Consider the following 26578-nt stretch of genomic DNA (forward strand, 5'->3'; position numbering starts at 1 on the left):
TTGCGTCTTAACAGCGTTTAGCCGCAGGTAAGCCGGGTATCGCCACCGTCGGTGGGCCTGCTCCGGCTCGCCACGTCGACTGATAACGGCGGGCAGCGGCATGGAATGCGGCTTCGACTCCCTCTCGGCGGTTGCGGACGCCATTTTGTACGAGGGGTATCTGCTCTATCCGTATCGCCGCTCGTCGCCCAAAAACCGGGTGCGTTGGCAATTCGGCGTTCTGGCGCCCCGACCGTGGTTGTCGCCGGACGCCGATGCCGACACCGGGGTCAGCGGGTCCGCAGACGGGTGGTATCAGCGGTCCGAGTGTCTGCTGGAGGCTCCGCACAGCGCCTGCATACGCGTCCGGCTCCGGTTCCTGCACGTACATCACCGGTCGGTTCAGCGCGCATGTGCCGACGGCGAATTTGAACCGGTCGACCAGCTCGACGACGGCGAGCGACGACATCTCACCTTCGACGACGCGGTGCCCCGCGAGCACGAGGTCGTGGCCACCATCGCCGATCTGGTCGACTCGTCCCTTGTCGTCGACGTGCGCGTACCCGGCGCCCAAACCATCGAGCCGCTGCCGCAGGGAGCCGGACGCATAATCCGTACCAGCCAAGCCATTTCGGCGACGATACGGCTTTCGATATCCACGGCCCAAGCGCCCTTCCCACTGCGAACGCTTTATGTGACGACCGAAAACAGCGATGCGACAACGGTTTCCGGGGTTGCGCGCCGGGACGCGCTAAGTGCATCCCTGGTTGCCACGCACACCCTGATCGGGCTGGACGACGGCGCGTTCCTGTCGCTGCTCGACCCGCCGGCATGGGCCACACCGGCGGCCAAGGCCTGCCGGAACATCCACACCTTTCCGGTACTCGCCGGCGAGCCGGGACGCCACGACGTGATGTTGTCTTCGCCGATCCTGCTCTACGACTACCCGGCGGTGAGCCCGGAAAGCCCGGGCGACCTGTTCGACGCTGGGGAGATCGACGAAATCCTGTCGCTGCGCACCGGAACGCTGACCGAGCAGGAGAAGCAAGAGGCCCGGGCGACCGACCCGCGGGCCGCGGCGATCATCGACCGCGTCGACCAGATGCCGCGCGAGGTGATGGATCGCCTGCACGGCGCCGTCCGGGCGATGCGGCCGTACCGGCCTGCCGGGCCGGACGTCGTGACCGTCGACGGCGTCGATATCCGCGCGGGCAGCCGGGTGCGTCTGCAGCCACGCCGTCGCGGCACCGACGCCCACGACATCTTCCTGGACGGCCGAACCGCAGTTGTGGAAGCTGTATTGCTCGACACCGAGGACGTCTGGCGCATCGCCGTCACGCTCGACGACGACGAAGGTGCCGACCTGAACCGATGGTACGGGCGCTTCTACTACTTCGGCGCCGATGAGGTGTCGCCGTTGGAAGCGGAAGTGACTGTGCAACAACAGGAATCGTTATAGGAGGCAGCGATGGACGCGATCGAGCTGTTGAACCACGACCACCGAATGGTGGAACAACTTTTCCGCGACTACGAGGCAGCCAAGACCGACGATCAGCGGCGCGGAGTGGTCGAGATCGCCATCCGGGAGCTGTCCAAGCATGCTGCGCTGGAGGAGCTGATGGTGTATCCGCTTGCCAAGCAGGCACTTTCGGACGGCGAACAGGAGATCGGCCATCATCTGGACGAACACATGGTGGTCAAGCACACGCTGCTCGCACTCGACAAGGCGGGCGACGATCAGGACCAGACGCGCAACTTAATGGCTGCCCTGCAAAAGGAGATCGACGAGCACGTCCAGGACGAAGAGGAACAGCTCTGGCCCAAGCTGCGAGAAGCGGTCGACCAGCAGACCCTCGACGAGCTGGGCCAAGTGCTGGACGAGGCAAAGAAAGTCGCGCCCACCCGGCCACACCCCAAGGCGCCCACCGAACCGCCGGCTCTGGCACTGGCAGCGCCCGTCGCCGCCCTGTACGACCGGGTGCGTGACCGGTTCCAGAAGCGTCCCCAAACATAAACTCGCACAACGACTCTTGAAAGGATGATCCGATGGCGGTACCCGAAATAGCCACCCAACCCAAGCCGCACGGTTTCGACGAAATTCACATCCTTTGGATCTCGGAAGGCATGAGCTGCGACGGCGACACCGTCTCGGTGACCGCCGCGGCACAACCACCGATCGAGGACGTCATCAGCGGACTGGTGCCCGGCTTGCCGACCGTCCATCTGCACAACAAGGTGCTCTCCCCCACCATGGGCGGCGAGGAGTTCCTGGCGCCGTTCCGGGCTGCCGCCCGCGGCGAACTCGAGCCGTTCATCCTGGTGATCGAGGGCTCGATACCCAACGAGAACATCAACGGCGACGGTTACTGGACGTCGTTCGGCAACGATCTGAAAACCGGTGAGCCGCTGACGCTGAACTGGTGGCTGGACAACCTGGCCCCCAAGGCGTGGGCGGTCGTCGCGATCGGGACCTGCGCCGCCTACGGCGGAATCCACGCCATGGCAGGCAATCCCACCGGATCCATGGGACTCGCCGATTATCTGGGCTGGGACTTCAAATCGACCGGGGCATTGCCGATCGTCAACATTCCCGGCTGCCCGGTGCAACCGGACAACTTCATGGAGACGCTGACCTGGGTGCTCTACCACGCGGCCGGATCCGCGCCGCCGCCGCCGCTGGATCACATGCTGCGTCCACAGTGGATCTTCGGCAAGACCGTCCATGAGGGCTGCGACCGCGCCGGCTATTACGAGCAGGGCGACTTCGCCCACGACTACAACTCCCCCAAATGCCAAGTGCACATTGGCTGTTGGGGCCCGGTGGTCAACTGCAACGTGCCCAAGCGGGGCTGGATGGGCGGTATCGGGGGCTGCCCCAACGTCGGCGGCATCTGCATCGCCTGCACCATGCCCGGCTTCCCGGACAAGTTTCAGCCCTTCATGGATGCACCACCGGGCGGCAGCCTGTCCTCGATGATCGTCAAACCCTACGGCGCCTTCATTCGCCGCATGCGCGGCATCACCAACATCAACGGCAACAAAGAACCCAAGTGGCGGCATAACCGGGATGCGCTCACTAGCGGCTACAACCCACGCTGGCGTCCGTGAACCCCGAACTGTAGAAGGGACAACGCAAATGACTGTCACCGAGCCGGCGCAAACGGGCGCAAAGGGTTCGTCGCAAACCATTGAGATGGCATGGGATCCGATCACCCGGATCATCGGCAACCTCGGCATCTACACCAAGATCAACTTCGGCACCAAGATCGTCGAAGAGTGCCACAGCACCTCGTCGCTGTTTCGCGGTTATTCGGTGTTCATGAAGGGCAAAGACCCGCGCGACGCCGGCTTCATCACCAGCCGCATCTGCGGAATCTGCGGCGACAACCACACCACCTGCTCGGTCTACTGCCAGAACATGGCTTACGGGATCGACAACCCGCCGCTGGCCGAGGCGATCATCAACCTCGGCGAAGCCGCCGAATACCTGTTCGATCACACCATTTTTCAGGACAACCTGGTGTTCATCGACTTCTGCGAGGCCATAGTCAAGGAGACCAATCCCGGCGTACTGGCCAAGGCCGAGAACACCGAGGCGCCGCACGCCGGCATCCATGGCTATCGCACCATCGCCGACATCATGCGTGCCTTCAACCCGTTCGAGGGCGAAATCTACCGGGAGGCGCTCAAAATCAGTCGCGTCACGCGAGAAATGTTCTGCCTCATGGAAGGCCGGCACGTACACCCGTCGACGATCTACCCCGGCGGCGTCGGCACCATGCCGCAGCCAAGCCTGTTCACCGACTACCTGTCGCGGCTGCTGGGAATACTCGACTTCGTCAAGAAGGCCGTCGCGTTGAACGACGACGTCTTCGACTTCTTCTACGACGCGCTGCCGGGCTATGAGGAAGTCGGCCGGCGCCGGGTGCTGCTGGGCTGTTGGGGCGCCTTCCAGGACGCCTACACCGTCGACTACCGCTACGAGAACATGACCAACTGGGGGCGGGCGATGTTCGTGACGCCGGGCGTGGTGGTCGACGGCAAACTGGTCACCACGGACCTGGTCGACATCAACCTCGGCATCCGCATCCTGCTGGGCAGCTCGTTCTACCACGACTGGGTCAACGAGGAGCCGTTCGTCACCCACGACCCACTGGGCAACCCGGTGGACATGCGGCATCCGTGGAACCAGACCACCTTGCCCGAGCCGCAGAAACGGGATTTCAACGACAAATACAGCTGGGTGATGAGCCCCCGCTGGTTCGACAAGAACAGCGGTGAACACCTGGCGCTGGACACCGGCGGCGGCCCGTTCGCCAGGCTGTATGCCACGGCGCTGGCCGGTCTGGTCAACACCCCCTACATCAAGTCGACCGGGCACAGCGTGCAGATCTCGTTGCCCAAGAGCCGAGAACTGCCGGAGACCACCGTGGAGTGGACGATTCCCCAGTGGTCCAACGCATTAGAGCGCGACCGCGCACGGGTTTACTTCGTCGCTTACGCCGCGGCGATGGCGGTGTTCTTCCTGGAGCGGGCGATGGAATGGATGCGGGCCGGCGACACCAAGGTGTTCAACAACTTCGAGGTGCCCGACGAGGCGATCGGCTGTGGATTCCACGAAGCGGTGCGCGGGGTGTTGTCGCATCACATGGTGATCAAGAAAGGAAAGATCGCAAACTATCACCCCTATCCGCCAACACCGTGGAACGGCAGTCCGCGCGACTCCTTCGGCACCCCTGGCCCCTATGAGGATGCAGTGCAGAACATGCCGATCTTCGAGGAGAACGGCCCGGACCACTTCCGCGGTGTCGACATCATGCGTGCGGTGCGCAGTTTCGACCCCTGCCTGCCGTGCGGCGTGCACATGTACGTCGGCGGTGGCCGCACCATCCAGAAGATCCATTCGCCGACAGGGTGGATGGAGCCATGACCGGCCCGGCCGTCCCATCGAATCGTTTGCCGGACAACGAGATTCGTGAGCTGCTGACTCGGCTGGACGGGCTGCTCGAAGAGGTGGAGCTGACCCCGGGTCCGGGCGGGCAGATCGCGGCCGAGGCGGTGACGGCGCTGGCCCGGGTCTACGGTGAGGCGCTGGCCCGCGCCATCGGCTTTGTCGCCGATACTGCGGCGTTGCGCGAGGCGTTTCTGGACGACGAGCTACTCGGTCATCTGCTGGTGTTGCACGGTATTCACCCCGAGCCGGTCGGCGCGCGCGTGTCCCGCGTCGTTGCCCGATTGGCCGCTGCCATGACGGAACAGGGCGCACACCTGGAACTGGCCGGCATCGACGACGGCGTTGCCACCGTGCGACTTTCGGCCCACGGGTGCGGATCGGCCGGTCTTGCCGAGGTGGTGCGTGATGCCGTGTTGGCCTTGACCCCCGAGTTGTCCGAGGTGAGCGTGGTGTCGGGCGCCGCGCGAAAGGGCGCATTCATTCCGCTCGAGAATCTGCTGGCCCACACACCGGCCGGCGGAGTCCGCACGTGAACGGCCTATCGACGGTTACACCGCGCTCTGCCCTGCAGCGCACCATCCGCCGGGCATCCGCGCCCATCGACGAAGTGCTGCATTGCCAGTTGTGCAGCGCCCCAATACCGGAACCGCATCGGCACCTGCTCGACGAACACAGCGAGGAATTGCTGTGCGCCTGCCGCGCCTGCAGCGTCCTGTTCGTCCGCGAGGCCGCCGGTCGCGACCACTACCGATTGATTCCCGATCGGCGACTACGCCTGCCCACCCTGGGGCTTGCTGCGCTCGGCGTACCGGTTGGCTTGGCATTCTTCACTATTGGCGATGACGGAGCCGTCACCGCGCACTATCCCAGCCCGATGGGCGCGACGGCGTGGGAGGTGGATGCCGCCAATTGGCGTGCCGTGGTGGAGGAATGGCCACAACTTGGACAGCTGGCCGGTGTCGTCGAGGCGCTGTTGGTCAATACCGCTCGTCACGCCGACGAACACTGGATCGTTCCGATCGACGACTGTTACCGGCTGGTGGCAGTGATCCGAAGCGAATGGCGCGGGCTTACCGGCGGCAGCCGGGTCTGGCCGGCAATCGACGGCTTCTTCGCTGAGCTGAACGAAAGCTTTTCTCCGACACCGTAATCAGATCCAAGAAAGGGGCCGACATGGCCGAGATCCGGGTCGGCAAGCCCGACACCAAACCTGATGCGACGGCGCATTCGTGGCGAGTCGAGCAGGGCAACCAGGGGCCGTACCACAAGAACGTCGGCCACCATGAGGACGGCACCGCCGATGCCCGGCGCTCTACCGGCGTGCATCCCAAGAAACACGATGCGATCCTGCCCATCATGCCCAACCTGCCGCCGGGGTGAGCCGGCTTCGGAATCGCTGAGGAGTCTCGTGAAATGAACAAGCCGCGGTATGTGCTGCTGACCGTGCTGAGTGTCGGCATGCTTGCGCTGTTTTGGCGTGAGCTGCCCGCGATCATCCGCTATATCAAGACCGAACGGATGTAGCTCCCTACCCAATCAGTTGGTTGTTGGTGGTGGTTGCGGCTGGAAGGGTTCATACCACCACCACTGGGCGCGTTCGCCGGTAGGTCCCGGACACGGCGCCACCGCGGGCGGGGGTTGGGTGGGCGGACGCGCCAGCGATCCCGGGCTCAGTGCTCGGCCGGTGTTGTCGGTGACGATCAGCGCGGTGGGGTCCCCGCTGATGGTGATTGCGCGGCGATGGTGCAACCGGTGATGGTACGGACACAGCAGCACCAGGTTGGCCAATTCTGTGGGGCCGCCATCTTCCCAATGGAGCAGGTGGTGGGCGTGCAGACCACGGGTGGCGTCACAGCCGGGAACCGCGCACGTCGGGTGGCGGTGTTCTAGGGCGCGGCGCAGCCTGCGGTTGATCACGCGGGTCGCCCGGCCGGCGCCCATGACCTCACCGTCGCGGTGAAACCACACCTCACAGGTGGCATCACAGGTCAGGTAACGGCGTTCTTCGGCCGACAGCAGCGGACCCAGATGCAGCGCTGCGATCCGCTCCTTGACGTCGAGGTGCACCACCACGGTGGTGTGCTGTCCGTGGGGGCGGCGGGTGGCCTCGGCGTCCCAACCCGCCTCGACCAGACGCAGAAACGCCTCTACAGCACCGGGCAACGGCGGCCGCTGATGGGACGCGCCCCGGCCATTGGGGTGATCGCGCTTCCACTGCGCGATCAACGCATCCAGGTGAGATGCCAAGGCAGCGTCGAACTTAGCCGCCTCGGCATGGGGAAGTTTGATCCGCCAGCAGGTGAACTGCTCATCGCTGCTCTTGGTGATCGAGGGCTGCGGGGCCGGCCCAGGAGCGGGCTCGGGCCGCGGCTCCAGCCTGACGGCGGTGCGCAACTGGCTGACCGTGGCACTGCGCGCCAGCTGCGCGTAATGCTCGTCAGATCCCTCCCCTGCCCGCGCCGCAACAACTCCGATCTGATCCAGCGACAGCCGACCCTCCCGCATGCCTTCAGCGCAACGCGGAAACTCGTCCAGCCGGCCCGCAATGGTGGCGATCGTGTGGGCATTGGCCGGTGAGCAGCCGGTCTTCCAGGCCACCAACGCCGGCACCGACCGCGCCCCGGTCATCCCGCACAATTCGTCGCGATCGATCTCGGCCGCGATCTCCACGATGCGCCCGTCGATAGCGTTGCGCTGACCGGTCAACTCCGCCAGCTCCTCAAACAACACCTCCAGCCGCTCGCTCGGGCTCACCATTACGGCGCCCGCAGAAGCAGCAGAAGACATGACGTCATCATCGCAGCCACCACCGACAAGTCCGGGCCAGCCGGCTTCCGGTTTCCAAAGTCACCCTTACGCCACCTGCACCGCCAAGGCCGCCGCGAGCACGGTGAGGGCGGCGAACATCCACGCGACGTAGTCACCGATATGACCGGAGTGCGCGCCGTGTAGCACCGTGACCACGGGCCGGGATGCCGCGGCCACGACGCGCCGCATCGCGTTGGCCGGCGGCCGCAACCCGACGAACGCCACGCCCGCAGCGGCGATGACGCCGAGTATCGCCAGCCCGACGCCGGTGGCTGACCACCCGTGGCTCGGGCCGGTACCCGGTGACGCGGCAGTACCGCCGACGATGGCCGTGACGTAACCGGCGGTGTCGGTGAAGCTGCGCGCGGCAGCGTCCGCGGCATCGGCGGCGCCGGGCAGGATGCCGGCCGCCAGACAACCCAGCAGCAGCACAACGGTCGCGGCGTACATGCTGGGCGGCGTCCGGCCCAGCCTGGTGTCAGGTTCCTCATCCCCCTTGCTGGGTTCTTCGGCACCGTCGCTTGATTCTTCTCGGTCATGGCCCCATCCGGTGAAGCACCGCACACCGGCGCGCAGCACCGCACCGGCGGTCGCCGCCGAAACGAGGAGGAACAACGCCGAGCCCCAACCCGAGCCGAGCGCCTCCTCGCTCAGCGACTTGCCCAGCGCGGTGCCGAACGGCGGCAGCCCGGCCAGTGCAGCCGCCGCCACCAGATACAGCACGCCAAGCGCCCACTGTCCGCGCCCGCGCCCGGACAACTCCAGCTCATCGACCGTCTGATAGCGATCCAGCAGGATGCCCACCAGTAAGAACAGCGCCGACTTGGCGCCGGCGTGGGCTATCACGTAGATGGCCGTGCCGCCAATCGCGTCGGGACGCAGGGAGGCCGCGGCAACCAGGAACAGTCCCATGTGGCCGATCGTCGAGTAAGCCAGCAGCCGCTTGAGGTGCCGCTGCAGCAGGCACATCACCGCTCCGATGACCGCGGTGACCACACCGACCACCACGAACGTCCGCGATACCGCGGCGCGGGGCAACGCATCGGCGAACACCACCCAGTACACCCGCCACAAGCCGTAGAGCCCGAGCTCGACCATCACGCCGGAGAACAGCACGCAGACCCCGGCCGGGGCGACGGCGTGCGCGTCGGCCAGCCAGAAATGCAGCGGGACGATGGCCGCTTTCACCATCAGCGCGGCAAAGATCAGCACGAAGGCGGCGACGGTGAGTGCGTCGGCCGGCCGCTTGGCCAGCGCGATGCCCAGCTGAGCCATGCCCAGCTGGCCCGCCCGCGCATACAGCATGGCGATACCGACCAAAGTCAGGCAGGCGCTAAGGGATTGGATGATGCCGAAGTTCAGGGCGCCCTGGATCGCCGACTTGTCTTCGATCTTGATCCCGGTGAGGGCGTAGGCCACCGCACCCATCAGTTCGAAGAACACGAACATGTTGAACACATCGGTGGCGAAGACGAAACCGTTCATCGCCGCCAGAAAGATCAGCATCAGTGCGTCGAAGCGGGGTCCCGCCTCGTCGAGGCCGCGCCGGCTGTAGAACGCGGCACAGGCCATCAGCACGCCGATCAACGTGGCCAGGCCGGCCGACATCGGGTCGGCGGCCAGCGCAATACCGACCGTGGCCCGTCCCTGCATGAACCAGCCGCCGATCCAGGTGACCACGGTATGTTCCTGCGCCGCTGCCAACGCAACTGCGGCCGCACCGGTCGCGGCAACCGACACCGTGACCGTGAGCCAGCTGGCCGCCGCGCGCGACAACCGGTGGCTGCCGGCCAGCAGCACGCAGGCCGCTACCAGGGGAACCGCGACCAGCAGCGGCAGGATCTGGGCGGCCGGCTCAGCCACGCAGTGCGGACAGCTCATCGGGATCCAGCGTTCCGTGGCGTTTGTGGATCTGAATCGCCAGCGCCAACAGCAATGCCGTCACGGTCGCCTGAATCACGATGTCGGTCAACGTCATCGCCTGCACCACCGGGTCGACCACGACTTTGGCCGACGGCACGTTCGGCCCGCTGAATATCGGCGGTGCGGAATCGCGCTGGAACCCGACGGTCAACAGCAGGACATAGGTGCCGGACTGGGCCACCGACAGGCACACGACCGCGTGAATCAGGTTGCGGCTGCGGACAATTCCGAACGCGCCGATCAACACCAGCCAAGCCGCCACGCAGTAGGGATAGACGCTCACCGGCCCCCGCCCTCCTTGACGATGGTGATCTCCTGGGCCAGAAATTGCGCCAGCAACACCGTCATCCCGCAGGCCACCTCCACACCCACCGCGATGTTGAGCAGGGCCACCGATCCGCCCGAGAAGAGGTTGCCCATGGTGCCGGTCGGCAACAGATTCTGCAGAAACACACCGCCGGCCACCACCCCGGCCAGCCCGATCACCACGAACGCAGCCGCCCCCAGCGCCTCCCCGATATCGAAGACGTTGACCGGCCGCAGCCGGTCCAAGACTCTGAAACTGCCTGTGACATACAGCAAATGCAAGCCCGCGGCCAAAACCACGCCGCCCTGGAACCCGCCGCCGGGGGTAAGGTGCCCGTGCACAATCACATCGACGCCGAGCGCCAGGGTCACCGGCAGCATCACATAGCCGACCAGTCGCGTCGAATCCAATACCGTTCCGCCATGCGGCGGCCGGTATTCGCGTTCTTCCACCGCCGGGCGCAGCAGGGTCATGACCCCGGTCACCGAACCCAGCAGAATGCTCTCCTCCACCAGCGTGTCCAGCGCGCGCTGGTCGAAGTTGACCGACGCGACGACATTGGCCGTTGCCCGCGAAAAGGCCGCTGCGACAGCCAGATCCCGGTAAAGGTGGTCGTCGTGACCGAACACCGGCAGCTCGGTCATCGCGATCCAGAGCAACGCGGCCAGACCCGCCGCCGAGAGGAGAAACACCGCCGTGCGGATCCCGCGCGTCACCGTGCGGACTCTTCGGTATTGCCGTCGTCGGTCTGCCGGCGCACCGCCCGAATGGTGAGCATTACCATCAGCGGCACCACGATTCCCCCAATTGTCAACTGCGACAACGCGACGTCGGGGGCCTGCAGCAGCACGAAGAGCACGGTGAGAGCCAGGCCGAAAATGGACAACGGGATGGCCTGGCGGTCGGGTGCTCCGGTCAACGCGACGACCGTTCCGGTAACCCCGACCAGCGTCAGCACGACCATGATCAACGCGGTCATTTCGGCCGATCCTGATCGAGCACGCCGTCGAGGTCGGCCGTCAACCGGCCCGTCGCCGACGAGACCACCGGCGCGGACAAGACGACCAGCACCGTGATGACGATGATCATCGCCGAGGCCTGGCTCCATCCCCGCAAAATGACCAGCCCCAAACCGATCAGTGGCGCCCCGACCGATGTCGTGGTGGTCAGCAGGTGCAGCCGATCGAACACCCGGGGCCGGGCCGTCGCGACGATCGCGGATAGCGACATCACCGCGACGCCGATGAATACCACTGCCCAACCGATCGGCTGGCTGCTCATCTGTCGCGCCCCAGCAGCCTCGTGTAGACCAACGAGCTGGGTAGCGCCACCAGGGCCAAAACCAGGGGGACGATCAGATTCGAATCACGTTGCCAAGCAACCGAAATCACCGTCAGGGCCAGGACCGCGGCCATGCTGGCGAACTCGAGTCCCACCAGCCGCTGCTGCGGCAGGCCGCGCGACGACATCACGATGCCGGGCAGAAATGCCCCGATCAGCAAGAGCAGCACCGCAATCTCGCCGGCGCTCATCGTTGCACCGCCTGTTCGAGCCGGCTCGGTCGCCGGCCGGTGAGATGGACCAGCACCGATCGCTTACGTGGATCACAGTCCAGGACAACGGTTCCCGGTGTGGTGGCCAGGGTGAGAACGGCGGCGGCTCGGCGTGCTGCCGCCACCGCCTTGGGTTCGTCGGGCAACGGCACGGCTCGAATCGTCGGCCTGGTCCTCCGCAGGGCGTACACCCATACCTGGACGGTTTGTGGGATCACTTCGCCCGCCATGGTCAGCGGCCAGCGCAGCCAGCCGATCCGGAGCTGCCAGCGTCCGGCGTTGGCGCGCCGGGCCGGGCGCGCCAGCATCGCACACGGCAGCGTGCACACCGCCATCACCGCCAATTCCGAGGACGTGCGTGCGCTCAACGTGACCAGCCAAACACCGGCGGTGAGGATCCACCAGAATGCGATTTCACCGAGCAACGGTGCCAATCCGTTGCGCTTACTTCCCCGGGACACGGCGGTTGAGCTTCTTGATCGCGCCGACCGGATCGGGCTTGGTCAGCTCATCGATTTTCGGCGTGCCCCTGGACGTCTTCGGCATCGGACCTCCTCTGCTCGTGACCCCGCAAGCAGTGAAGTTGCCCGCCACGAGGCGGGTAAAACCGGAGCGCGAAAATCCCTAGGGCCGGTTCAGGAGGGCCGGTGGTTCAGCAGGCGTGAATCCTGACCCAGGGCCGGGCCTCTTCGAGCTCATAGGCCAGCTCCAGCAGTCGGGCCTCGTGGCCGATATCGGCGGACAGCATCATGCCGACCGGGAGGCCATCCGCGGATTGCGCCAACGGAAGCGAGATCGCAGGGTCCCCGGTCACGTTCTGCAGCGGCGTGAACGCGACCCAGTTGGACAGCCGGTCGAGCACCTGCTGGTAGTCGTTGGGCGCCAGGTAACCGACCTGCGGCGTCACCTCGGCGAGCGTCGGCGTGAGCAGCGCGTCGTAGTTGGCGAAGAACTGCGCGCTGCGCCGGTGCAGCCGGCGCAGCCGCGTGATCGCCAGCGGCAGCCGGTGGAGATTGCGCTTGGTGTGCCGGGCCAGCCCCAGCGTCAGGGTGTCCAGCCGGGTGCGGTCAAAGGTGTCGCCGAATGTGCGGCGCCCGGTGGCGATCTGGCCCAACGACAGCAGACCCCAATACAGCACGAAATCGTCGACGAAGCTGGCCGGCACCCAGGTGTTGTCGATGTATTCGACGCGATGGCCCAGTTCCTCGAGCAGGGCGGCGGCCTTCAAGGTCAATTCCCGTACTTCTGGGCTTGCGTCGCGCTGGACCGAATTGGTTACCACCGCGATCTTGAGCCGTTGCTTGCCCGGCCGCGTCACGTCACCGATCGGCGGCAGTTTGGGGTTGCTCCAGATGCGCTCGGCCTCCCGGTAGCAGGCCGCGGTGTCACGGACCGAACGGGTTACCACCCCGTTGGCCACGATGCTCACCGGCAGCCGCTGATACTCCGGGTCCAGCGGCATCCGCCCCCGCGATGGCTTGAGACCCACCAGTCCATTGCAGGCGGCCGGGATGCGAATGGAACCGCCGCCGTCGTTGGCGTGTGCGATCGGCACCACGCCGGCGGCGACGAACGCCCCCGATCCCGACGACGACGCGCCCGCCGTGTGGTCGGGGTTCCACGGATTGCGCACCGGTCCCAGCCGGGGATGTTCGGCGGCGGCGCTGAACCCGAACTCCGACATCTGCGTCTTGCCCAGCGCCACCAGGCCGCTGCCCAGCAGCACTCGGGTTATCTCGCTGTCGGCGGCCGCCGGGTAGGGCTGCCACGCGTCGGTGCCGTGCATTGACGGCAGTCCGGCGACTTTGACGTTGTCCTTGATGAACGTCGGCACGCCGTTGAAAAAGCCCTTGACGTCGCCGGACGCCGTGGCCCGCGCTTGATCGAAGGCCGCATACGCCAGGCCGTTGAGCGTGGGATCGACCGCTTCGGCGCGCGCGATGGCGGCCTCGACGAGTTCGGCCCGGCTGACTCGGCCCGAGCGAATCTCCTCGGCGAGAGCGACCGCGTCGAGGTCGCCGAGGGCATCGTCTCCGAAAGCGTGTATGCGCGTCATGTATGTGACGCTAGCGCCGCCTAGGCCTGACCGACCTCAAACCGCACAAACCGCGTCACTGTCACGCCCGCCTCGTCGAGCAGTGCCTTGACGGTCTTCTTGTTGTCGGAAACCGACGGCTGTTCGAGCAGCACGGTGTCCTTGAAGAAGCCGGTCACGCGGCCTTCGACGATCTTGGGCAGCGCCTGCTCAGGCTTGCCTTCGGCCTTGGCGGTCTCCTCGGCGATCCGCCGCTCGGTGGCGACGACCTCCTCGGGCACGTCGTCGCGGGTCAGGTAGCGGGCCTTGAGCGCGGCGATCTGCAGTGCGACCGCATGTGCGGCCTCGGCATTGTCGCCGCTGTACTCGACCAGCACGCCCACCGCCGGCGGTAGGTCGGCCGAGCGCCGGTGCAGGTAGGTCTCCACAGTCCCGTCGAAGATCGCGACCCGACGCAGCTCCAGCTTCTCGCCGATCTTCGCCGACAACGCAGCGACGGCCTCTTCGACCGTCTGGTCGCCGGCCTTGGCGGCCTTGAGCGCGTCGACATCGGCGGCTTTCGAGGACACGGCGGCTTCCACTACCTTGTCGGCCAGCTGTTGGAACTCGGCGTTCTTGGCGACGAAGTCCGTCTCGCAGTTCAACTCGATCAGGGCGCCGCCCTTGGCCGCGACCAGGCCCTCGGCCGTCGCCCGCTCAGCGCGCTTGCCGACATCTTTGGCGCCCTTGATCCGCAGGGCCTCGACGGCCTTGTCGAAGTCGCCGTCGGTCTCGACCAGGGCGTTCTTGCAGTCGAGCATGCCGGCACCGGTCAGCTCCCGAAGTCGCTTGACGTCGGCAGCGGTGTAGTTCGCCAATGGTCAGCCTTCCTATGAGGGGTCGGTCGTGGTTTCGGTGTCGCCGGCGGCCGGGTCGCTGGGGGCGGCGGTGGCCGTTGCGGAGGCCAGCAGCTCCTGCTCCCATTCGGCCAACGGCTCGGCACCATCTGCCTCCGGCTTGCCGTCGCCGCGGCCCAGCCCGGCGCGGGCCTGCAGGCCCTCGGCCACCGCGGACGCGATCACCTTGGTCAGCAGGGCCGCCGAACGAATCGCGTCGTCGTTGCCCGGGATCGGGTAGTCGACCTCGTCGGGGTCGCAGTTGGTGTCCAGGATCGCGATGACCGGGATGCCCAGTTTGCGAGCCTCGCCGACGGCGATGTGCTCCTTGTTGGTGTCGACGACCCAGATCGCCGACGGCACCTTGGCCATGTCGCGGATACCACCGAGGGACCGCTCCAGCTTGTTCTTCTCCCGGGTCAGACCCAGGATCTCCTTCTTGGTGCGGCCCTCGAAGCCGCCGGTCTGCTCCATGGCCTCGAGTTCCTTGAGGCGCTGCAGACGCTTGTGCACGGTGGAGAAGTTGGTGAGCATGCCGCCCAGCCAGCGCTGGTTCACATACGGCATGCCGACGCGGGTCGCTTCGGCGGCGACGGACTCCTGCGCCTGCTTCTTGGTGCCGACGAACAGCACCGACCCACCGTGGGCGACGGTCTCCTTGACGAACTCGTACGCCTTGTCGATGAAGGTCAGCGTCTGCTGCAAATCGATGATGTAGATGCCGTTGCGGTCGGTGAAGATGAACCGCTTCATCTTGGGATTCCAGCGACGGGTCTGGTGCCCGAAGTGGGTGCCGCTGTCGAGCAGCTGCTTCATGGTTACGACAGCCATGCTTATGTGCCTTACCTGTGTCGGTTGTCGCCCGGCATCGGGTGAAGCCGGGCCCTGGTGTCTGCGGCGATGCCGGACCCTGTTACGGGACCGCCCGGCATACGATGCGAACTCCTAGTGCAACGGGAGTCGCGGTGCAGACACGCGAAGTCAGCCCACTGATGCGAGCTGCGTGGAGAAGTTTACACCGCACCAACTGGTGGTTTGTCCACAGCGGTGAGTGGCCCCGCCGGGGTGGATGCACTGGACTGACCGGGTGCGACGGATGGTGCTGTTCTTGTGCTGGGCGCTGGTCGGTGCGCCGCCCGCTTCGGCCGACGGTGTGCGGCTGGACTGGCCGCTGCGGCCGCCGCCGGCCGTGGTCCGCGCCTTCGATGCGCCCTTTCCGGATTGGCATCCCGGTCATCGCGGTGTGGACTTGGCCGGAATCGCAGGTCAGCCGGTGTATGCGGCCGGTGAAGCGACGGTAGTGTTCGCCGGAACGCTGGCCGGGCGCCCGGTCGTTTCGCTGGCCCACCCCGGCGGCCTGCACACCAGCTACGAGCCGGTGCGGGCGACGGTACGGGTCGGTCAGCAGGTGACGGCGCAGACTGCGATCGGCGAGCTGATGGCCGGGCATCCCGGCTGCCCGAGTCAGGCGTGCCTGCATTGGGGCGCGATGTGGGGCCCGGCTTCGGGGGCCGACTATGTCGATCCGCTGGGCCTGCTGGCGGCCACGCCGATACGGCTTAAGCCGCTGGACGGCCTCGCGCCCGCATCGAGTGTGCATTTGCGGCCTTGAATGTGCGCTCAGGGCGGCCGACAGCCAAGAATCCCACCCTCAGTACCCACTCGAAGCCGTCAGAGCACACTCGGCGCACTGGGCGCACTAGGCCCGCGGATGCGCCTGATCGTGCACCGCCCGCAACCGGTTCACCGCCACATGGGTGTAGAGCTGCGTGGTGGCCAAACTGGAATGTCCGAGCAGTTCCTGAACAACCCGCAGGTCAGCGCCGCCTTCCAGGAGGTGAGTGGCCGCGCTGTGCCGCAATCCGTGTGGCCCCATGTCGGGCGCGCCATCCACCGCATCAACCGTCTGGTGCACGACCGTGCGCGCCTGCCGGACGTCGAGGCGCCGGCCCCGTGCGCCCAGCAGCAATGCCGGCCCGGACTCCGCGGTTACCAGCGCCGGACGCCCGTCGGCCAGCCAGGCGCGCAACGCTTCGGCGGCCGGCAGCCCGAACGGCACCGTGCGCTGCTTGTTGCCCTTACCGAGCACTCGCAGCACCCGATGCCCGGTGTCGATGTCATCGACGTCCAGGCCGCACAGTTCACTCACCCGGATTCCGGTGGCATACAAGAATTCGACGATCAGCCGGTCTCGCAGTGCCAGCGGATCACCTTGCTGGGCACCGGATTTCGCGGCTGTCATGGCCGCCAGCGCCTGATCCTGCCGCAGTACCGCCGGCAGGGTTCGATGCGCCTTGGGCACCTGCAGGCGTGCGGCGGGATCGCCGGCCAACAGGTTGCGGCGCGTGGCCCACGCGGTGAAGGCCTTGACCGCCGAGGTGCGCCGGGCCAGCGTCGTCCGCGCGGCCCCGGCGCCGGCGGCAGCGGCCAGCCACGCGCGCAGGACTGGCAGGCTCAATCCGTCCAGACCCGCGCCGCGATCGGCGAGAAAGGCCAGCAGCGAGCGCAGGTCGCCCAGATATGCGCGGCGGGTGTGGGCCGAGCGGCCGCACTGGAGATCCAGGTATTCGTCGAACTCCTCGAGGATCGCCTCGCTGTTATCGGGCACTCGTTCACAGTCGCAGGCAGCACAGCCCCGCGCTCAGCCGACGCGCCGCAACGTGTCCGGGGTGAGATCTTTGCGCTTGGGGTATCCGTCGACGGCCATGATCAAGTCGGTTTCGGCGAGCAGCATGCGCAGCACATGCACGATGCCGTCGACGCCGCCCAGGGCCAGGCTGTAGGCGTACGGCCGGCCGACGCCGACGGCGGTTGCGCCCAGCGCGAGCGCCTTGACGACGTCGGCGCCGCTGCGGATACCCGAGTCGAACAGCACCGGCAACCCGTCAGCGGCCTCGATCACGGCGGGCAGACAGTCCACCGCGGGCAAGCCGCCGTTGGCCTGCCGGCCGCCGTGGGTGGAGCAGTAGATGCCGTCGACACCGCCGTCCTTGGCGCGCCGGGCGTCGTCGGGATGGCAGATGCCCTTGAGGATCAGCGGCAGGTCGGTCAACGACCGCAACCAGCCCAGGTCGTCCCAGGTCAACGGAGCTCCGAAGATTTGCGCCCAGCGCAGCGTGGCGCCCTGCGGGTCTTCCTCGGGCGGGCGCTGCAGGCTGGCCCGGAATACCGGGTCGCTGAAGTAGTTCGCGAGGCAATGGCCGCGCAGCTGGGGGAAGTTGGCGGTGCTCAAGTCGCGGGGCCGCCAGCCGGTGACCCAGGTGTCGAGAGTGACGACGATGCCTTTGTAGCCGGCGGCTTCGGCACGCTGGACCAGACTGGCCGCCACCTCACGGTCGGTGGGGGTATACAGCTGGAAAAACCCTGGGGTGTCACCGAATTCGGCCGCGACGTCTTCCATGGGGTCCACGGTGAGCGTCGAGGCCACCATCGGGACGCCGGTGCGGGCGGCCGCGCGTGCGGTGGCCAGGTCGCCGTGGCCGTCCTGGGCGCACAGCCCGATCACTCCGATCGGCGCCATGAACAGCGGAGAGGGCAGCGTGAGGCCGAACATCTCGACGGTGAGGTCACGATCGGTGGCTCCGACGAGCATGCGCGGTATCAGGCCCCACCGATCGAAGGCATCCCGGTTGGCCCGCTGGGTGCGCTCGTCGCCGGCGCCGCCGGCGACGTAGGACCACACCGACGGCGGCAGGGCCATTTCGGCCTTGGCCTCCAATTCCGCGAACGCCATCGGCAGCTGCGGCACTATCCCGGCCAGGCCCTGGAAGTAGATTTCGATCTGGTAGTCCCCGAACGCCATGCGTCGAGAATGCCAGCCGCTGGCCGCGGTGGCGCTACTGAGGGCCGGCCTCCGCCTCCGCCAGCTCCTTCTTCCACTGCCTGAACGTCTCTTCGGTGCGCCCACGCCGCCAGTAGCCGGAGATCGACGAGGCCCATTTCGCTTCTACGCCACGCGTTTTGCGAATGTAGGGACGCAAATTGTGCATGACGGCCTGGGCCTCACCGTGGATGAAGACCTGGACCTGTCCCGGCAGCCACTGCGCGGTGGTCACCGCCTCGACCAGCGGCGCGTGGTCACCGGCGCGGTCCTCGGGTACCAGATCGGCCCGGCCGCCGCGGTATACCCAGTTCACTTCCACTGACTCCGGCGCGGTCAGGGCAATCTCGTCATCCGGCCCGGCGACTTCGATGAATGCCTTGCCGATTGCATTGGCCGGCAACGCTTCCAGCGCTGTGGCGATGGCGGGCAGGGCGGATTCATCGCCGGCCAGCAGATGCCAGTCAGCGGCCGGATCGGGGGCGTAGGCGCCGCTTGGGCCCATCAGGTAGATCGGCTGGCCGGGTTGTGCCGCGGCGGCCCATTGGCCGGCGACGCCGTGATCGCCGTGCGTCACGATGTCCAGGGCGATCTGCCGGGCGGCCGGGTCGACGCGGCGAACGGTGATGGTACGCACCGACGGCCGCTTCTGCGGAGGCAGGTCGGTAAAGCTGTCGATGGTCAACGGCCGGGGTAACGCGGCAACGTCGACATCGTCGGCGACGAACACCAACTTGACGTAGGAATCGGTGAAGGCGCTGGGAGTGAAGCCATCGAAGCCCTCACCGCCAATCAGCACCCGCACCATATGTGGCGCCAGCTGTTGGGTACCGACGACTTCAAAGCTCTGCACGGGTCGACCCGCCACTTGTCCTCCTGTCTGATACCCAACCCGCAGTCGACTATACGAGTCGCGGGGCTGGGCTCCTGGCCGAAGCCTTGCCGCGACCTGCACGCACGATCCGCCAACGACCGTCGCGACACTCTGCCAGCCCGCCAACTTCGAGGATCGCCAGCGGCCCCAGCACCTGGGCCGGCGGCAAGCCCGCGGCGACGGCGATCTCGTCGACGGTGACGGCGCCGCGGCCCGGCAACGCCTCGTACACCTGTCGTTCCGGCTCACCGAGCCCATCCAGCGGGGTGGCAGGTCGCGGCTCGTCGGGCGCCAGCTCACCGATGCGACCGACCAGCTCCACGATGTCGGCGGCGCGGGTGACCAGCTCCGCGCCGTTTCGCAGCAGCGCATGACACCCCGCCGACGCCGACGACGTCACCGGCCCGGGGACCGCGGCCACCACCCGGCCCAGTGCCCGCGCCCAGGCGGCCGTGTTCGCCGCGCCGCTGCGCAGCCCCGCTTCCACCACCACGGCTGCTCCCGCGACCGCGGCCACCAGACGGTTGCGGGTCAGGAACCGGTACCGGGCCGGACGCACCCCCGGCGGGTATTCAGTGAACAGCAGCCCGTGCTGGGCGATGCGATGCAGCAGCGCCGAATGTCCGGATGGGTAGAAGATGTCGAGCCCGCCGGCCAGGACCGCCGCGGTGACACCGTCGGAAGCGAGCGCCGCCCGATGCGCTGCGCCGTCGATGCCGTAGGCGCCGCCGGAGACGATCGCGATGTCGCGCTCAACCAATCCCGCTGCCAGCTCGACCGTCATGTGCTCGCCGTAGGGCGTGGCGGCGCGGGTTCCGACCATGGCGACGGCGCGGTCGGCAACCTCATCCAGCCGTGCCGGGCCGAGTGCCCACAACACCATCGGCGGCCCGCCGCGCGGCCTGTCCCGCGCCGCGCAACCCGAGAATGCGGCGAACGCCAATCCCGGCCACTCGTCGTCGTCGGGTGTGATCAGTCGTCCGCCGCGACGGGCCAGCAGCTCGAGATCTGCTGCGGAATGGTCGATTTCGCGTTTGGCCTCGGTGTGCTGGGCCACCTCTTCATCGACCAGTCCGCGCCGGACCAGGTCGGCCGCCTCTTCCGGGCCTACGCGTCGCACCAGGGCGGCCAGAGGCGCGCAGGGCGGTTCGGCCACTCGGGACAGATAGGCCCAGGCGCGGGCTGCGGGATCGGTCATCGCTGTGCTCCTCCTTGCCGGAAACTCAACGCGGTGGCGACTTCCTCGATGCCGGGCGAAGTTCGGCCGGCCAAATCAGCCAGACTCCACGCGACGCGCAGCGTGCGGTCCACGCCGCGGATGCTCAGCAGACCGCTGTCCAACGCCTTGCCCAACGGGTCCATCGCCGCCTTGCCGGGACGGAACTTGCGGCGCAGCAATGGCCCGCTGACTTCGGCGTTGGTAGAGAAACCGTGCGCTCGCCACCGCTGGGCGGCCGACTCTCGCGCCGTCGCAACCCGTCGGCGCACCTGCACCGTCGACTCGCCATCCGCGGGCGAAAACGCACCGGCCCGCACCGGATGCATCTGCACCCGCAGATCCACCCGGTCCAGCAACGGGCCGGACAGCTTGCCGAGGTAGCGTCGCTTCGCCGCGGCCGCACAGATGCAGTCCTGAGGAACCGTCGGTGCGCACGGACACGGGTTGGCCGCCATGATCAGCTGGAAACGCGCGGGATAGCGGGCCACGCCGTCGCGGCGGGCCAGGCGAATTTCACCGTCCTCCAACGGTGTTCGCAGCGCTTCCAGCGCGCTCAGACTGATCTCGGCGCACTCGTCCAAGAACAGCACTCCGCGATGCGCGCGGCTGACCGCACCCGGGCGCGCCATGCCCGAGCCGCCGCCGACCAACGCCGCAACGGTGGAACTGTGGTGCGGCGCCACGAATGGCGGCCGGGTGATCAACGGCGTGTGTCCGGACAGCAGGCCGGCCACCGAATGGATCGCGGTGACCTCCAGCGACTCGCTCTCGGTCAGCGGCGGCAACAATCCCGGAAGACGTTGCGCCAGCATGGTTTTGCCGACGCCCGGCGGACCGGTCATCATGAGGTGATGCGCCCCGGCCGCGGCCACCTCGACGGCGAACCGGGCCTGCGATTGCCCCACCACGTCGGCCAGATCCACCGTCGCCTCGTCGGCGGGGGTTGTCGCGGCGATCCGGTCGTTGAGGCCGGCCGACCCGCTGAGCCAGCTCTGCAGTTGCTTCAAGGTGCGAACTCCCCACACCTCGATGCCGTCGACCAGACTGGCCTCGGCCAGATTATCGGCCGGAACAACGACGGCCGGCCAGCCGTCGCGTTTAGCGGCCAGCACGGCGGGCAGCACCCCGCGCACCGGCCGGACCCGTCCGTCCAGCGACAACTCCCCCAGCAGCACCGTCTTTTCCAGCCGGTGCCACGGCTTCTTCCGCTGCGCCGAAAGCACCGCCGCGGCCAGCGCAATGTCGTAGACCGATCCCATTTTCGGCAGCGTCGCCGGCGACAGTGCGAGGGTGAGCCGCGCCATCGGCCACGGGTTGCCGCAATTGGTGACCGCCGCCCGGACCCGGTCGCGGGACTCCTGCAACGCGGCATCGGGTAGTCCGACCAGATGAACGCCCGGGAGCCCGGAGGTGATGTCGGCCTCGATTTCGACTGTCTCGCCGTCCAATCCGCGCACCGCGACCGAGAACGCGCGTCCCAGCGCCATCAGCCGACGCCCTGCAGATGCATGATCTCCGGGGTGCGGCGCCGACCGATTCGCACTCCGACCACGTCGATGCGGACCGCCGCCCAGCGCTGGTCCTGCCCTGCCAGCCACAACCCGGCCAGCCGGCGCAGCCGTCGCACCTTTCGGTCGGTCACCGCGTGCGCCAGCCCGCCGTAGCCGTCGCCGGTTCGGGTCTTGACCTCCACGAACACCACCGTGGCGGTGGCCGGGTTGCAGGCGATCACATCCAGTTCGCCATAGCGGCAGCGCCAGTTGCGGTGCAAGATCCGCAACCCCATCCCGGTCAGATGGTCCACCGCAAGCGCCTCGCCCAAAGCCCCCAGCTGGATCCGGGTCATCGTCTTCAAGGTCGTCATGCAGCCAGGTTGCACGCCGGACCCGACAACACCGTCCCGCCCGGACCTTTTTGCGACCGTCACGGCGACACTTGTCCACAGTCGCGGGTTTATCCCCAAGCCCGAATCGAATGTGCGCCCACGGCTTTGAGAGTGCACTCAGGGCGTCACCGCGGCGATTCCGCCGCCGTGGATACACACTCGAAGACGCTAAGTGATCCGGTCGGCCCCCGTGTAGACGTTCATCGAGTCCTCTCGCAGGAAAGCCACCAATGTCATCCCGGACTCATCGGCCAGCGAAACGGCCAGCGACGACGGCGCGGACACCGCGGCCAGCACCGGAATACCGGCCAACAACGCCTTCTGGGTCAACTCGAACGACGCGCGGCCGCTGACCAGAAGCACCGCGGCCCCCAGCGGTATCCGGTCATGCTCCAGCGCCCATCCGATCACCTTGTCCACGGCGTTATGCCGGCCGATGTCCTCGCGCACGGCCAGCATCGCGCCGTCGACACCGAACAGCGCCGCGGCGTGCAGCCCGCCGGTGCTGGCGAAAACCTTTTGCGCACTGCGCAATTGGTCTGGCATGGCTTTCAGCGTGGCGGCACTGACGGTAGCGGGATCATCGGCGGGTGAGAACCGGCTGATCAGGCGCACCGCCTCCAGCGACGCCTTGCCACAGACCCCGCACGATGACGTGGTGTAGAAGTTGCGGGTCACATCGAGATCTGGCAGGTCGACTCCGGCAGCCAGCGTGATGTCGAGAACGTTGTAGGTGTTGGCGCCGTCCTCGCCGCGCCCGTCGCAATAGCGCGCGGTCAGCACGTCCTCGCGGCGCGCGATAACCCCTTCGGTCAGCAGAAAGCCTTGTGCCAGTTCGATATCGGAGCCCGGCGTGCGCATCGTCACGGTGATCGGCGTCCCGTTGAGGCGGATCTCCAGCGGCTCCTCAACGGCCAGCGTTTCCGCCCGGGTGACCGCTTGATCGGCGCTGAGATGCTTTACTCGCCGGCGCGCCGTTACGTGCCCCACTAAGACGCCGGCTCCAATCGAACGATGACCGCCTTGGAAACCGGGGTGTTCGATTTGTCCGCGGTGTGATCAAGCGGCACCAGCGGATTGGTCTCCGGGTAATAGGCGGCGGCATTGCCGGCCGGAGTCGAATACTCCACTACCAGAAAGTCTTTGGCGCGACGCTCCTGCAGCCGGGATTCCGCGTCGGTCCATTCCGACACCAGATCGACGCGGTCGCCCGCGCGCAGGCCCAGTGACGCGATGTCGGCGGGGTTGACGAAGACCACCCGGCGCCCGCCCTTCACCCCGCGATAGCGGTCGTCGAGCCCGTAGATCGTGGTGTTGTACTGGTCGTGACTGCGCAGGGTCTGCAACACCAGCCGCCCCGGCGGTACCGGCACCCACTGCAGCGGGTTTACCGCGAAGTTGGCTTTGCCGGTGCTGGTGTGGAATTCGCGCGCATCCCGCGGCGGATGCGGCAACTGGAACCCGTCGGGCTGCCGCACCTTGCGGTTGTAGTCGTCGCAGCCGGGCACCACCGCCGCGATCGCGTCGCGAATGCTGTCGTAGTCGGCGGCGAACCGCTCCCACGGCACCGGGTGCTGGGGCCCCAGCAGCGTGCGGGCCAGCCGGCAGATGATCTCCACCTCGCTGCGCACCTGGTCGCTGGGCGGCTGCAGACTGCCCCGCGACAGATGCACCATGGACATCGAATCCTCAACTGACACAAGCTGTTTACGTCCGCCGCGGATATCCCGGTCGGTACGCCCCAACGTCGGCAGAATCAGCGCGGTATGGCCGTGCACGAGATGGCTGCGGTTGAGTTTGGTCGAAACCTGAACGGTCAGAGCGCAATTACGCAAGGCAGCCTCGGTGACACCGGTATCCGGGGTGGCCGACGCGAAGTTGCCGCCCATCCCCATGAAGAACTTGGCTTGCCCGTCGCGCATGGCGCGGATCGCGGCCACGGTGTCATAGCCGTGCCGGCGCGGGCTGACAATGCCGAACTGGCGATCCAACGCCACCAAGAACTCCTCGGGCATCTGCTCCCAGATACCCATGGTGCGATCGCCCTGCACATTGGAATGCCCGCGCACCGGGCACACCCCCGCGCCGGGCTTGCCGATCATGCCGCGCAGCAGCAACAGGTTGGTGACCTCCCCGATGGTGGCCACCGCGTGGGTGTGCTGAGTCAGACCCATCGCCCAGCACACGACCGTGCGCTGCGAAGCCATCAGCATCGCCGCCACACGCTCGAGTTGGGCGCGTTCGACGCCGGTGGCCTCGAGCACGGTGTCGAAGTCAACCTGCAGGGTCGCGCGCCGGTATTCGTCGAACCCGGCGCAGTGCGCGTCGACGAATGCCCGGTCGACGACGGTGCCGGGCGCGCGATCCTCAGCCTCCAGCAACAGCCTGCCCAGTCCGGCGAACAGCGCCATGTCCCCGCCGAGGCGGATCTGCACGAATTCGTCGGCGATCGGGACGCCATGCCCCACAACGCCTTTCACCTTCTGCGGATCCTTGAACCGGATCAGTCCGGCTTCCGGCAACGGGTTGACCGCAATGACCTTGGCGCCGTTGGCCTTTGCCTTCTCCAGAATCGACAGCATGCGCGGGTGGTTGGTGCCCGGGTTCTGCCCGGCGATCAGGATCAGGTCGGCGTGCGCGACGTCGTCAACGGTGACCGAGCCCTTGCCGATGCCGATCGACTCGGTCAACGCCGAGCCCGACGACTCGTGGCACATGTTGGAGCAGTCGGGCAGGTTGTTGGTGCCGAAGCTGCGGACCAGCAGCTGATAGCAGAAGGCGGCTTCGTTGCTGGTGCGTCCCGAGGTGTAGAACACCGCCTCATCCGGGCTGTCCAGGCCGCCCAGCTGCTCGGCGATCAGCTGGTAGGCGTCGTCCCAGCTGATCGGCCGGTAATGGTCTGAACCGGGACGCAACACCATCGGATGGGCCAGGCGCCCTTGCTGGGAGAGCCAGTATTCGGGCATCCCGGACAGTTCAGCGATCGAGTGCCGCGCGAAGAACTCCGGCGTGACCGTGCGTTTGGTGGCCTCCTCGGCGACGGCCTTGGCGCCGTTCTCGCAGAACTCGGCCAGCTTGCGGCCGCCGTGCTCCTCCGGCCATGCACACCCCGGGCAGTCGAAGCCGTGGCGCTGATTCAGCCGGGCCAGCGCAGCCGCGGTGCGCAACGCCCCCATCTGCTCCAGTCCACGCTGCAGCGACACCATCACGGCCCGCACGCCCGCGGCCTCGTGTTTGCGCGGCGAGACGGTCACCGCATGCTCGTCGTAATCGGCGGGCACGTCGCCCAATGAGTCGCCAAATGAGCCTTGTAATCTCACGGCCTCAAGGTACCGCGATTGGCCCCTACACTGCAGCGGCCAGCGACGCCAACGTCTCCGCTGAGGAATGTGTCGGGTGCCAGCCGAGCTCCCGTTGCGCCTTGCTGGTGTCCATCACGACCGATGTCCGCGCGGCGTGCAGCCATTCCACCGCCGACGGCAGGAAGGGCAGCCGGGAGATCGCCGCGGACGCCGCCGACACAGCGGCGCCGGGGACGCGCACCGGCCGGCCACCCAACGCTCTTGCGACGTCGGTGACCGTCACCTCACCATCACCGGCGATGTTGTACACGCCCGGCGGTGCCGGTGCCGTCGCGGCCAGCGCAATGGCGCTCGCAACATCGTCGTGGTGCACCAGCTGCATCGGAAAGCCCGGATCAGGCACCACCGGCTTCAACATGGGCACCGCCCTGGCCACCGCGCGGATCGGGGCCGGCAGCTGCTTCCACGGCATCGCGTCGGACAGCGCGTGCGCCTCGGGTCCGGCGACGATGCACGGCCGCAACACGAAGACCTCCAGCGAGGAACCCTTGGTGATTTCGGCGAGCGCCGCCTCACATGCGGCCTTCTGCTCGGAGTAGTAGTGCTCCGGGCAGCCACGCGCCGGTACATCTTCAGTGAGCGGTACCGGGTTATCGGGGTAGTAGCCGTAGGCGGCCACCGAGGACGTATAGACGAGGCGACGAGGCCGCTGCGCGGCAACGGTGGCCTCGAACACGTTGCGGGTGCCCTGCAGATTGATCCGCGCGCTCTCTTCCCGCGAACCCATGATGATGAAGGCCAAGTGGACCACCACGTCGGCCCGTGCCACCAACGCGTCCACGGCCTCGCGGTCGAGGATGTCGCCCTGCTGATAGGTGGTTTTCACCCAGCCCAGCATCGAGGGATCGAAGGGCCGGCGCGCCATGCCGATGATCCGCTGCACGGCTGGATCACGCTCCAAGGCCGTCACCGCTGAAATACCGATTTCTCCGGTCGGTCCGGTGACTGCCACAGTGAGTCCCACCCGAACTGGTGTTCCCCCAG

27 protein-coding genes and 1 pseudogene are annotated in these 26578 nt (G+C 67.1%); 8 read left to right on the top strand and 20 right to left on the bottom strand.

The genetic code is table 11. The features are described from left to right. Window positions 1-100 precede the first annotated feature (100 nt). Genes BST12_RS03505 through BST12_RS03535 form a run of 7 tightly spaced genes read left to right on the top strand, consistent with a single transcriptional unit; the run spans window position 101 to window position 6313 of the window. Window positions 101-1438 carry a hypothetical protein gene (locus BST12_RS03505; protein ID WP_083111618.1) on the top strand — a complete coding sequence of 446 codons (1338 nt, stop codon included), beginning with the start codon at window positions 101-103 and terminating at the stop codon, window positions 1436-1438. Between the two features lie 9 nt (window positions 1439-1447). After that, window positions 1448-1993 carry a hemerythrin domain-containing protein gene (locus BST12_RS03510; RefSeq protein ID WP_083111619.1) on the top strand — a complete coding sequence of 182 codons (546 nt, stop codon included), beginning with the start codon at window positions 1448-1450 and terminating at the stop codon, window positions 1991-1993. 32 nt (window positions 1994-2025) lie between these two features. Continuing rightward, on the top strand, window positions 2026-3087 hold the full coding sequence (locus BST12_RS03515; RefSeq protein WP_083111620.1) for an NADH-quinone oxidoreductase subunit B family protein: 1062 nt from the start codon (window positions 2026-2028) through the stop codon (window positions 3085-3087). A 28-nt stretch (window positions 3088-3115) separates the two neighbouring features. Continuing rightward, on the top strand, window positions 3116-4909 hold the full coding sequence (locus BST12_RS03520; RefSeq protein WP_083111621.1) for a nickel-dependent hydrogenase large subunit: 1794 nt from the start codon (window positions 3116-3118) through the stop codon (window positions 4907-4909). Then, window positions 4906-5466, top strand: coding sequence for a hypothetical protein (locus BST12_RS03525; protein WP_083111622.1), 561 nt, complete (start codon window positions 4906-4908; stop codon window positions 5464-5466). The genes BST12_RS03520 and BST12_RS03525 overlap by 4 nt, the downstream gene beginning before the upstream one ends. Continuing rightward, window positions 5463-6083: a DUF5947 family protein gene (locus BST12_RS03530; protein WP_083111623.1), complete on the top strand. Its 621-nt coding sequence runs from the start codon at window positions 5463-5465 to the stop codon at window positions 6081-6083. The genes BST12_RS03525 and BST12_RS03530 overlap by 4 nt, the downstream gene beginning before the upstream one ends. A 23-nt stretch (window positions 6084-6106) precedes the next feature. Next, window positions 6107-6313, top strand: a complete 207-nt coding sequence (locus BST12_RS03535) for a hypothetical protein (RefSeq protein WP_083111624.1) — start codon at window positions 6107-6109, stop codon at window positions 6311-6313. Window positions 6314-6469: 156 nt separating this feature from the next. Here BST12_RS03535 and BST12_RS03540 read toward each other — a convergent pair whose 3' ends face one another. The 11 genes from BST12_RS03540 to rpsB form a co-directional block, all read right to left on the bottom strand. Continuing rightward, window positions 6470-7720 (bottom strand): HNH endonuclease signature motif containing protein, encoded by a 1251-nt coding sequence (locus BST12_RS03540; RefSeq protein ID WP_083111625.1) that lies wholly within the window; start codon window positions 7718-7720, stop codon window positions 6470-6472. A gap of 66 nt (window positions 7721-7786) precedes the next feature. Beyond that, complete coding sequence (locus tag BST12_RS03545; protein WP_211281198.1) at window positions 7787-9604, bottom strand: complex I subunit 5 family protein; 1818 nt, start codon at window positions 9602-9604, stop codon at window positions 7787-7789. After that, the gene (locus BST12_RS03550) at window positions 9597-9947 is read right to left on the bottom strand and encodes a sodium:proton antiporter (RefSeq protein WP_083111627.1); all 351 of its coding nucleotides are present in this window, start codon (window positions 9945-9947) and stop codon (window positions 9597-9599) included. The genes BST12_RS03545 and BST12_RS03550 overlap by 8 nt, the downstream gene beginning before the upstream one ends. Beyond that, a complete protein-coding gene (locus BST12_RS03555; RefSeq protein ID WP_245850041.1) occupies window positions 9944-10687 on the bottom strand; it encodes an MnhB domain-containing protein in 744 nt (247 codons plus the stop codon). The genes BST12_RS03550 and BST12_RS03555 overlap by 4 nt, the downstream gene beginning before the upstream one ends. Continuing rightward, a complete protein-coding gene (locus BST12_RS03560; protein WP_083111628.1) occupies window positions 10684-10950 on the bottom strand; it encodes a Na(+)/H(+) antiporter subunit B in 267 nt (88 codons plus the stop codon). Before BST12_RS03560 ends, BST12_RS03555 begins: the two co-directional genes overlap by 4 nt. Next, a complete protein-coding gene (locus tag BST12_RS03565) occupies window positions 10947-11252 on the bottom strand; it encodes a monovalent cation/H(+) antiporter subunit G (RefSeq protein ID WP_083111629.1) in 306 nt (101 codons plus the stop codon). The genes BST12_RS03560 and BST12_RS03565 overlap by 4 nt, the downstream gene beginning before the upstream one ends. Continuing rightward, a complete protein-coding gene (locus tag BST12_RS03570) occupies window positions 11249-11503 on the bottom strand; it encodes a monovalent cation/H+ antiporter complex subunit F (protein WP_083111630.1) in 255 nt (84 codons plus the stop codon). The genes BST12_RS03565 and BST12_RS03570 overlap by 4 nt, the downstream gene beginning before the upstream one ends. Beyond that, entirely contained in the window at window positions 11500-11985 is a 486-nt protein-coding gene (locus BST12_RS03575) for a Na+/H+ antiporter subunit E (RefSeq protein WP_170062044.1), read from the bottom strand. The genes BST12_RS03570 and BST12_RS03575 overlap by 4 nt, the downstream gene beginning before the upstream one ends. Window positions 11986-12176: 191 nt before the next feature. After that, window positions 12177-13580, bottom strand: coding sequence for an amidase (locus BST12_RS03580; RefSeq protein ID WP_083111632.1), 1404 nt, complete (start codon window positions 13578-13580; stop codon window positions 12177-12179). Between the two features lie 20 nt (window positions 13581-13600). Continuing rightward, window positions 13601-14416: a translation elongation factor Ts gene (tsf, locus tag BST12_RS03585; RefSeq protein WP_083111633.1), complete on the bottom strand. Its 816-nt coding sequence runs from the start codon at window positions 14414-14416 to the stop codon at window positions 13601-13603. Window positions 14417-14428: 12 nt separating this feature from the next. After that, complete coding sequence (rpsB, locus tag BST12_RS03590) at window positions 14429-15265, bottom strand: 30S ribosomal protein S2 (RefSeq protein WP_083111634.1); 837 nt, start codon at window positions 15263-15265, stop codon at window positions 14429-14431. Window positions 15266-15503: 238 nt separating this feature from the next. Between rpsB and BST12_RS03595 the strand changes: the two are divergent. Continuing rightward, a pseudogene (locus BST12_RS03595) lies at window positions 15504-16004 on the top strand (M23 family metallopeptidase); the annotation flags it as partial. 129 nt (window positions 16005-16133) lie between these two features. On the opposite strand, the gene BST12_RS03600 reads toward BST12_RS03595, so the two are convergent. The 9 genes from BST12_RS03600 to BST12_RS03640 all read right to left on the bottom strand — a co-directional run bounded on the left by BST12_RS03600 (window position 16134) and on the right by BST12_RS03640 (window position 26558). After that, window positions 16134-17042 (bottom strand): tyrosine recombinase XerC, encoded by a 909-nt coding sequence (locus tag BST12_RS03600; RefSeq protein WP_083111636.1) that lies wholly within the window; start codon window positions 17040-17042, stop codon window positions 16134-16136. 33 nt (window positions 17043-17075) lie between these two features. Further along, window positions 17076-18236, bottom strand: a complete 1161-nt coding sequence (locus tag BST12_RS03605) for a lactate 2-monooxygenase (protein ID WP_083111637.1) — start codon at window positions 18234-18236, stop codon at window positions 17076-17078. A 34-nt stretch (window positions 18237-18270) separates the two neighbouring features. After that, window positions 18271-19122, bottom strand: a complete 852-nt coding sequence (locus tag BST12_RS03610) for a siderophore-interacting protein (RefSeq protein WP_083111638.1) — start codon at window positions 19120-19122, stop codon at window positions 18271-18273. A 34-nt stretch (window positions 19123-19156) separates the two neighbouring features. Continuing rightward, window positions 19157-20326: a DNA-processing protein DprA gene (gene dprA, locus BST12_RS03615; protein ID WP_083111639.1), complete on the bottom strand. Its 1170-nt coding sequence runs from the start codon at window positions 20324-20326 to the stop codon at window positions 19157-19159. After that, window positions 20323-21834, bottom strand: a complete 1512-nt coding sequence (locus BST12_RS03620) for a YifB family Mg chelatase-like AAA ATPase (protein WP_083111640.1) — start codon at window positions 21832-21834, stop codon at window positions 20323-20325. The genes dprA and BST12_RS03620 overlap by 4 nt, the downstream gene beginning before the upstream one ends. Beyond that, window positions 21834-22211: a YraN family protein gene (locus BST12_RS03625; RefSeq protein WP_083111641.1), complete on the bottom strand. Its 378-nt coding sequence runs from the start codon at window positions 22209-22211 to the stop codon at window positions 21834-21836. Before BST12_RS03625 ends, BST12_RS03620 begins: the two co-directional genes overlap by 1 nt. Before the next feature lie 189 nt (window positions 22212-22400). Beyond that, window positions 22401-23222 carry a formate dehydrogenase accessory sulfurtransferase FdhD gene (fdhD, locus tag BST12_RS03630; protein WP_083111642.1) on the bottom strand — a complete coding sequence of 274 codons (822 nt, stop codon included), beginning with the start codon at window positions 23220-23222 and terminating at the stop codon, window positions 22401-22403. Then, the gene (locus BST12_RS03635) at window positions 23222-25588 is read right to left on the bottom strand and encodes an FdhF/YdeP family oxidoreductase (RefSeq protein ID WP_372510947.1); all 2367 of its coding nucleotides are present in this window, start codon (window positions 25586-25588) and stop codon (window positions 23222-23224) included. Before BST12_RS03635 ends, fdhD begins: the two co-directional genes overlap by 1 nt. Continuing rightward, a complete protein-coding gene (locus tag BST12_RS03640; protein WP_083111644.1) occupies window positions 25578-26558 on the bottom strand; it encodes an NAD-dependent epimerase/dehydratase family protein in 981 nt (326 codons plus the stop codon). The genes BST12_RS03635 and BST12_RS03640 overlap by 11 nt, the downstream gene beginning before the upstream one ends. Window positions 26559-26578: the final 20 nt, after the last annotated feature.

The organism is Mycobacterium angelicum, from assembly GCF_002086155.1.
Taxonomy (GTDB): Bacteria; Actinomycetota; Actinomycetes; order Mycobacteriales; family Mycobacteriaceae; genus Mycobacterium; species Mycobacterium angelicum.

Coding starts and splice junctions, on each gene's coding strand:
- BST12_RS03520 (WP_083111621.1), top strand. CDS start 3,116: ATGACTGTCACCGAGCCGGCGCAAACGGGCGCAAAGGGTTCGTCGCAA.
- rpsB (WP_083111634.1), bottom strand. CDS start 15,265: ATGGCTGTCGTAACCATGAAGCAGCTGCTCGACAGCGGCACCCACTTC.
- BST12_RS03605 (WP_083111637.1), bottom strand. CDS start 18,236: ATGGCGTTCGGGGACTACCAGATCGAAATCTACTTCCAGGGCCTGGCC.
- BST12_RS03515 (WP_083111620.1), top strand. CDS start 2,026: ATGGCGGTACCCGAAATAGCCACCCAACCCAAGCCGCACGGTTTCGAC.
- BST12_RS03540 (WP_083111625.1), bottom strand. CDS start 7,720: ATGTCTTCTGCTGCTTCTGCGGGCGCCGTAATGGTGAGCCCGAGCGAG.
- BST12_RS03570 (WP_083111630.1), bottom strand. CDS start 11,503: ATGAGCGCCGGCGAGATTGCGGTGCTGCTCTTGCTGATCGGGGCATTT.
- BST12_RS03535 (WP_083111624.1), top strand. CDS start 6,107: ATGGCCGAGATCCGGGTCGGCAAGCCCGACACCAAACCTGATGCGACG.
- BST12_RS03580 (WP_083111632.1), bottom strand. CDS start 13,580: ATGACGCGCATACACGCTTTCGGAGACGATGCCCTCGGCGACCTCGAC.
- BST12_RS03525 (WP_083111622.1), top strand. CDS start 4,906: ATGACCGGCCCGGCCGTCCCATCGAATCGTTTGCCGGACAACGAGATT.
- BST12_RS03625 (WP_083111641.1), bottom strand. CDS start 22,211: ATGACGACCTTGAAGACGATGACCCGGATCCAGCTGGGGGCTTTGGGC.
- BST12_RS03510 (WP_083111619.1), top strand. CDS start 1,448: ATGGACGCGATCGAGCTGTTGAACCACGACCACCGAATGGTGGAACAA.
- dprA (WP_083111639.1), bottom strand. CDS start 20,326: ATGACCGATCCCGCAGCCCGCGCCTGGGCCTATCTGTCCCGAGTGGCC.
- BST12_RS03620 (WP_083111640.1), bottom strand. CDS start 21,834: ATGGCGCTGGGACGCGCGTTCTCGGTCGCGGTGCGCGGATTGGACGGC.
- BST12_RS03560 (WP_083111628.1), bottom strand. CDS start 10,950: ATGACCGCGTTGATCATGGTCGTGCTGACGCTGGTCGGGGTTACCGGA.
- BST12_RS03505 (WP_083111618.1), top strand. CDS start 101: ATGGAATGCGGCTTCGACTCCCTCTCGGCGGTTGCGGACGCCATTTTG.
- BST12_RS03565 (WP_083111629.1), bottom strand. CDS start 11,252: ATGAGCAGCCAGCCGATCGGTTGGGCAGTGGTATTCATCGGCGTCGCG.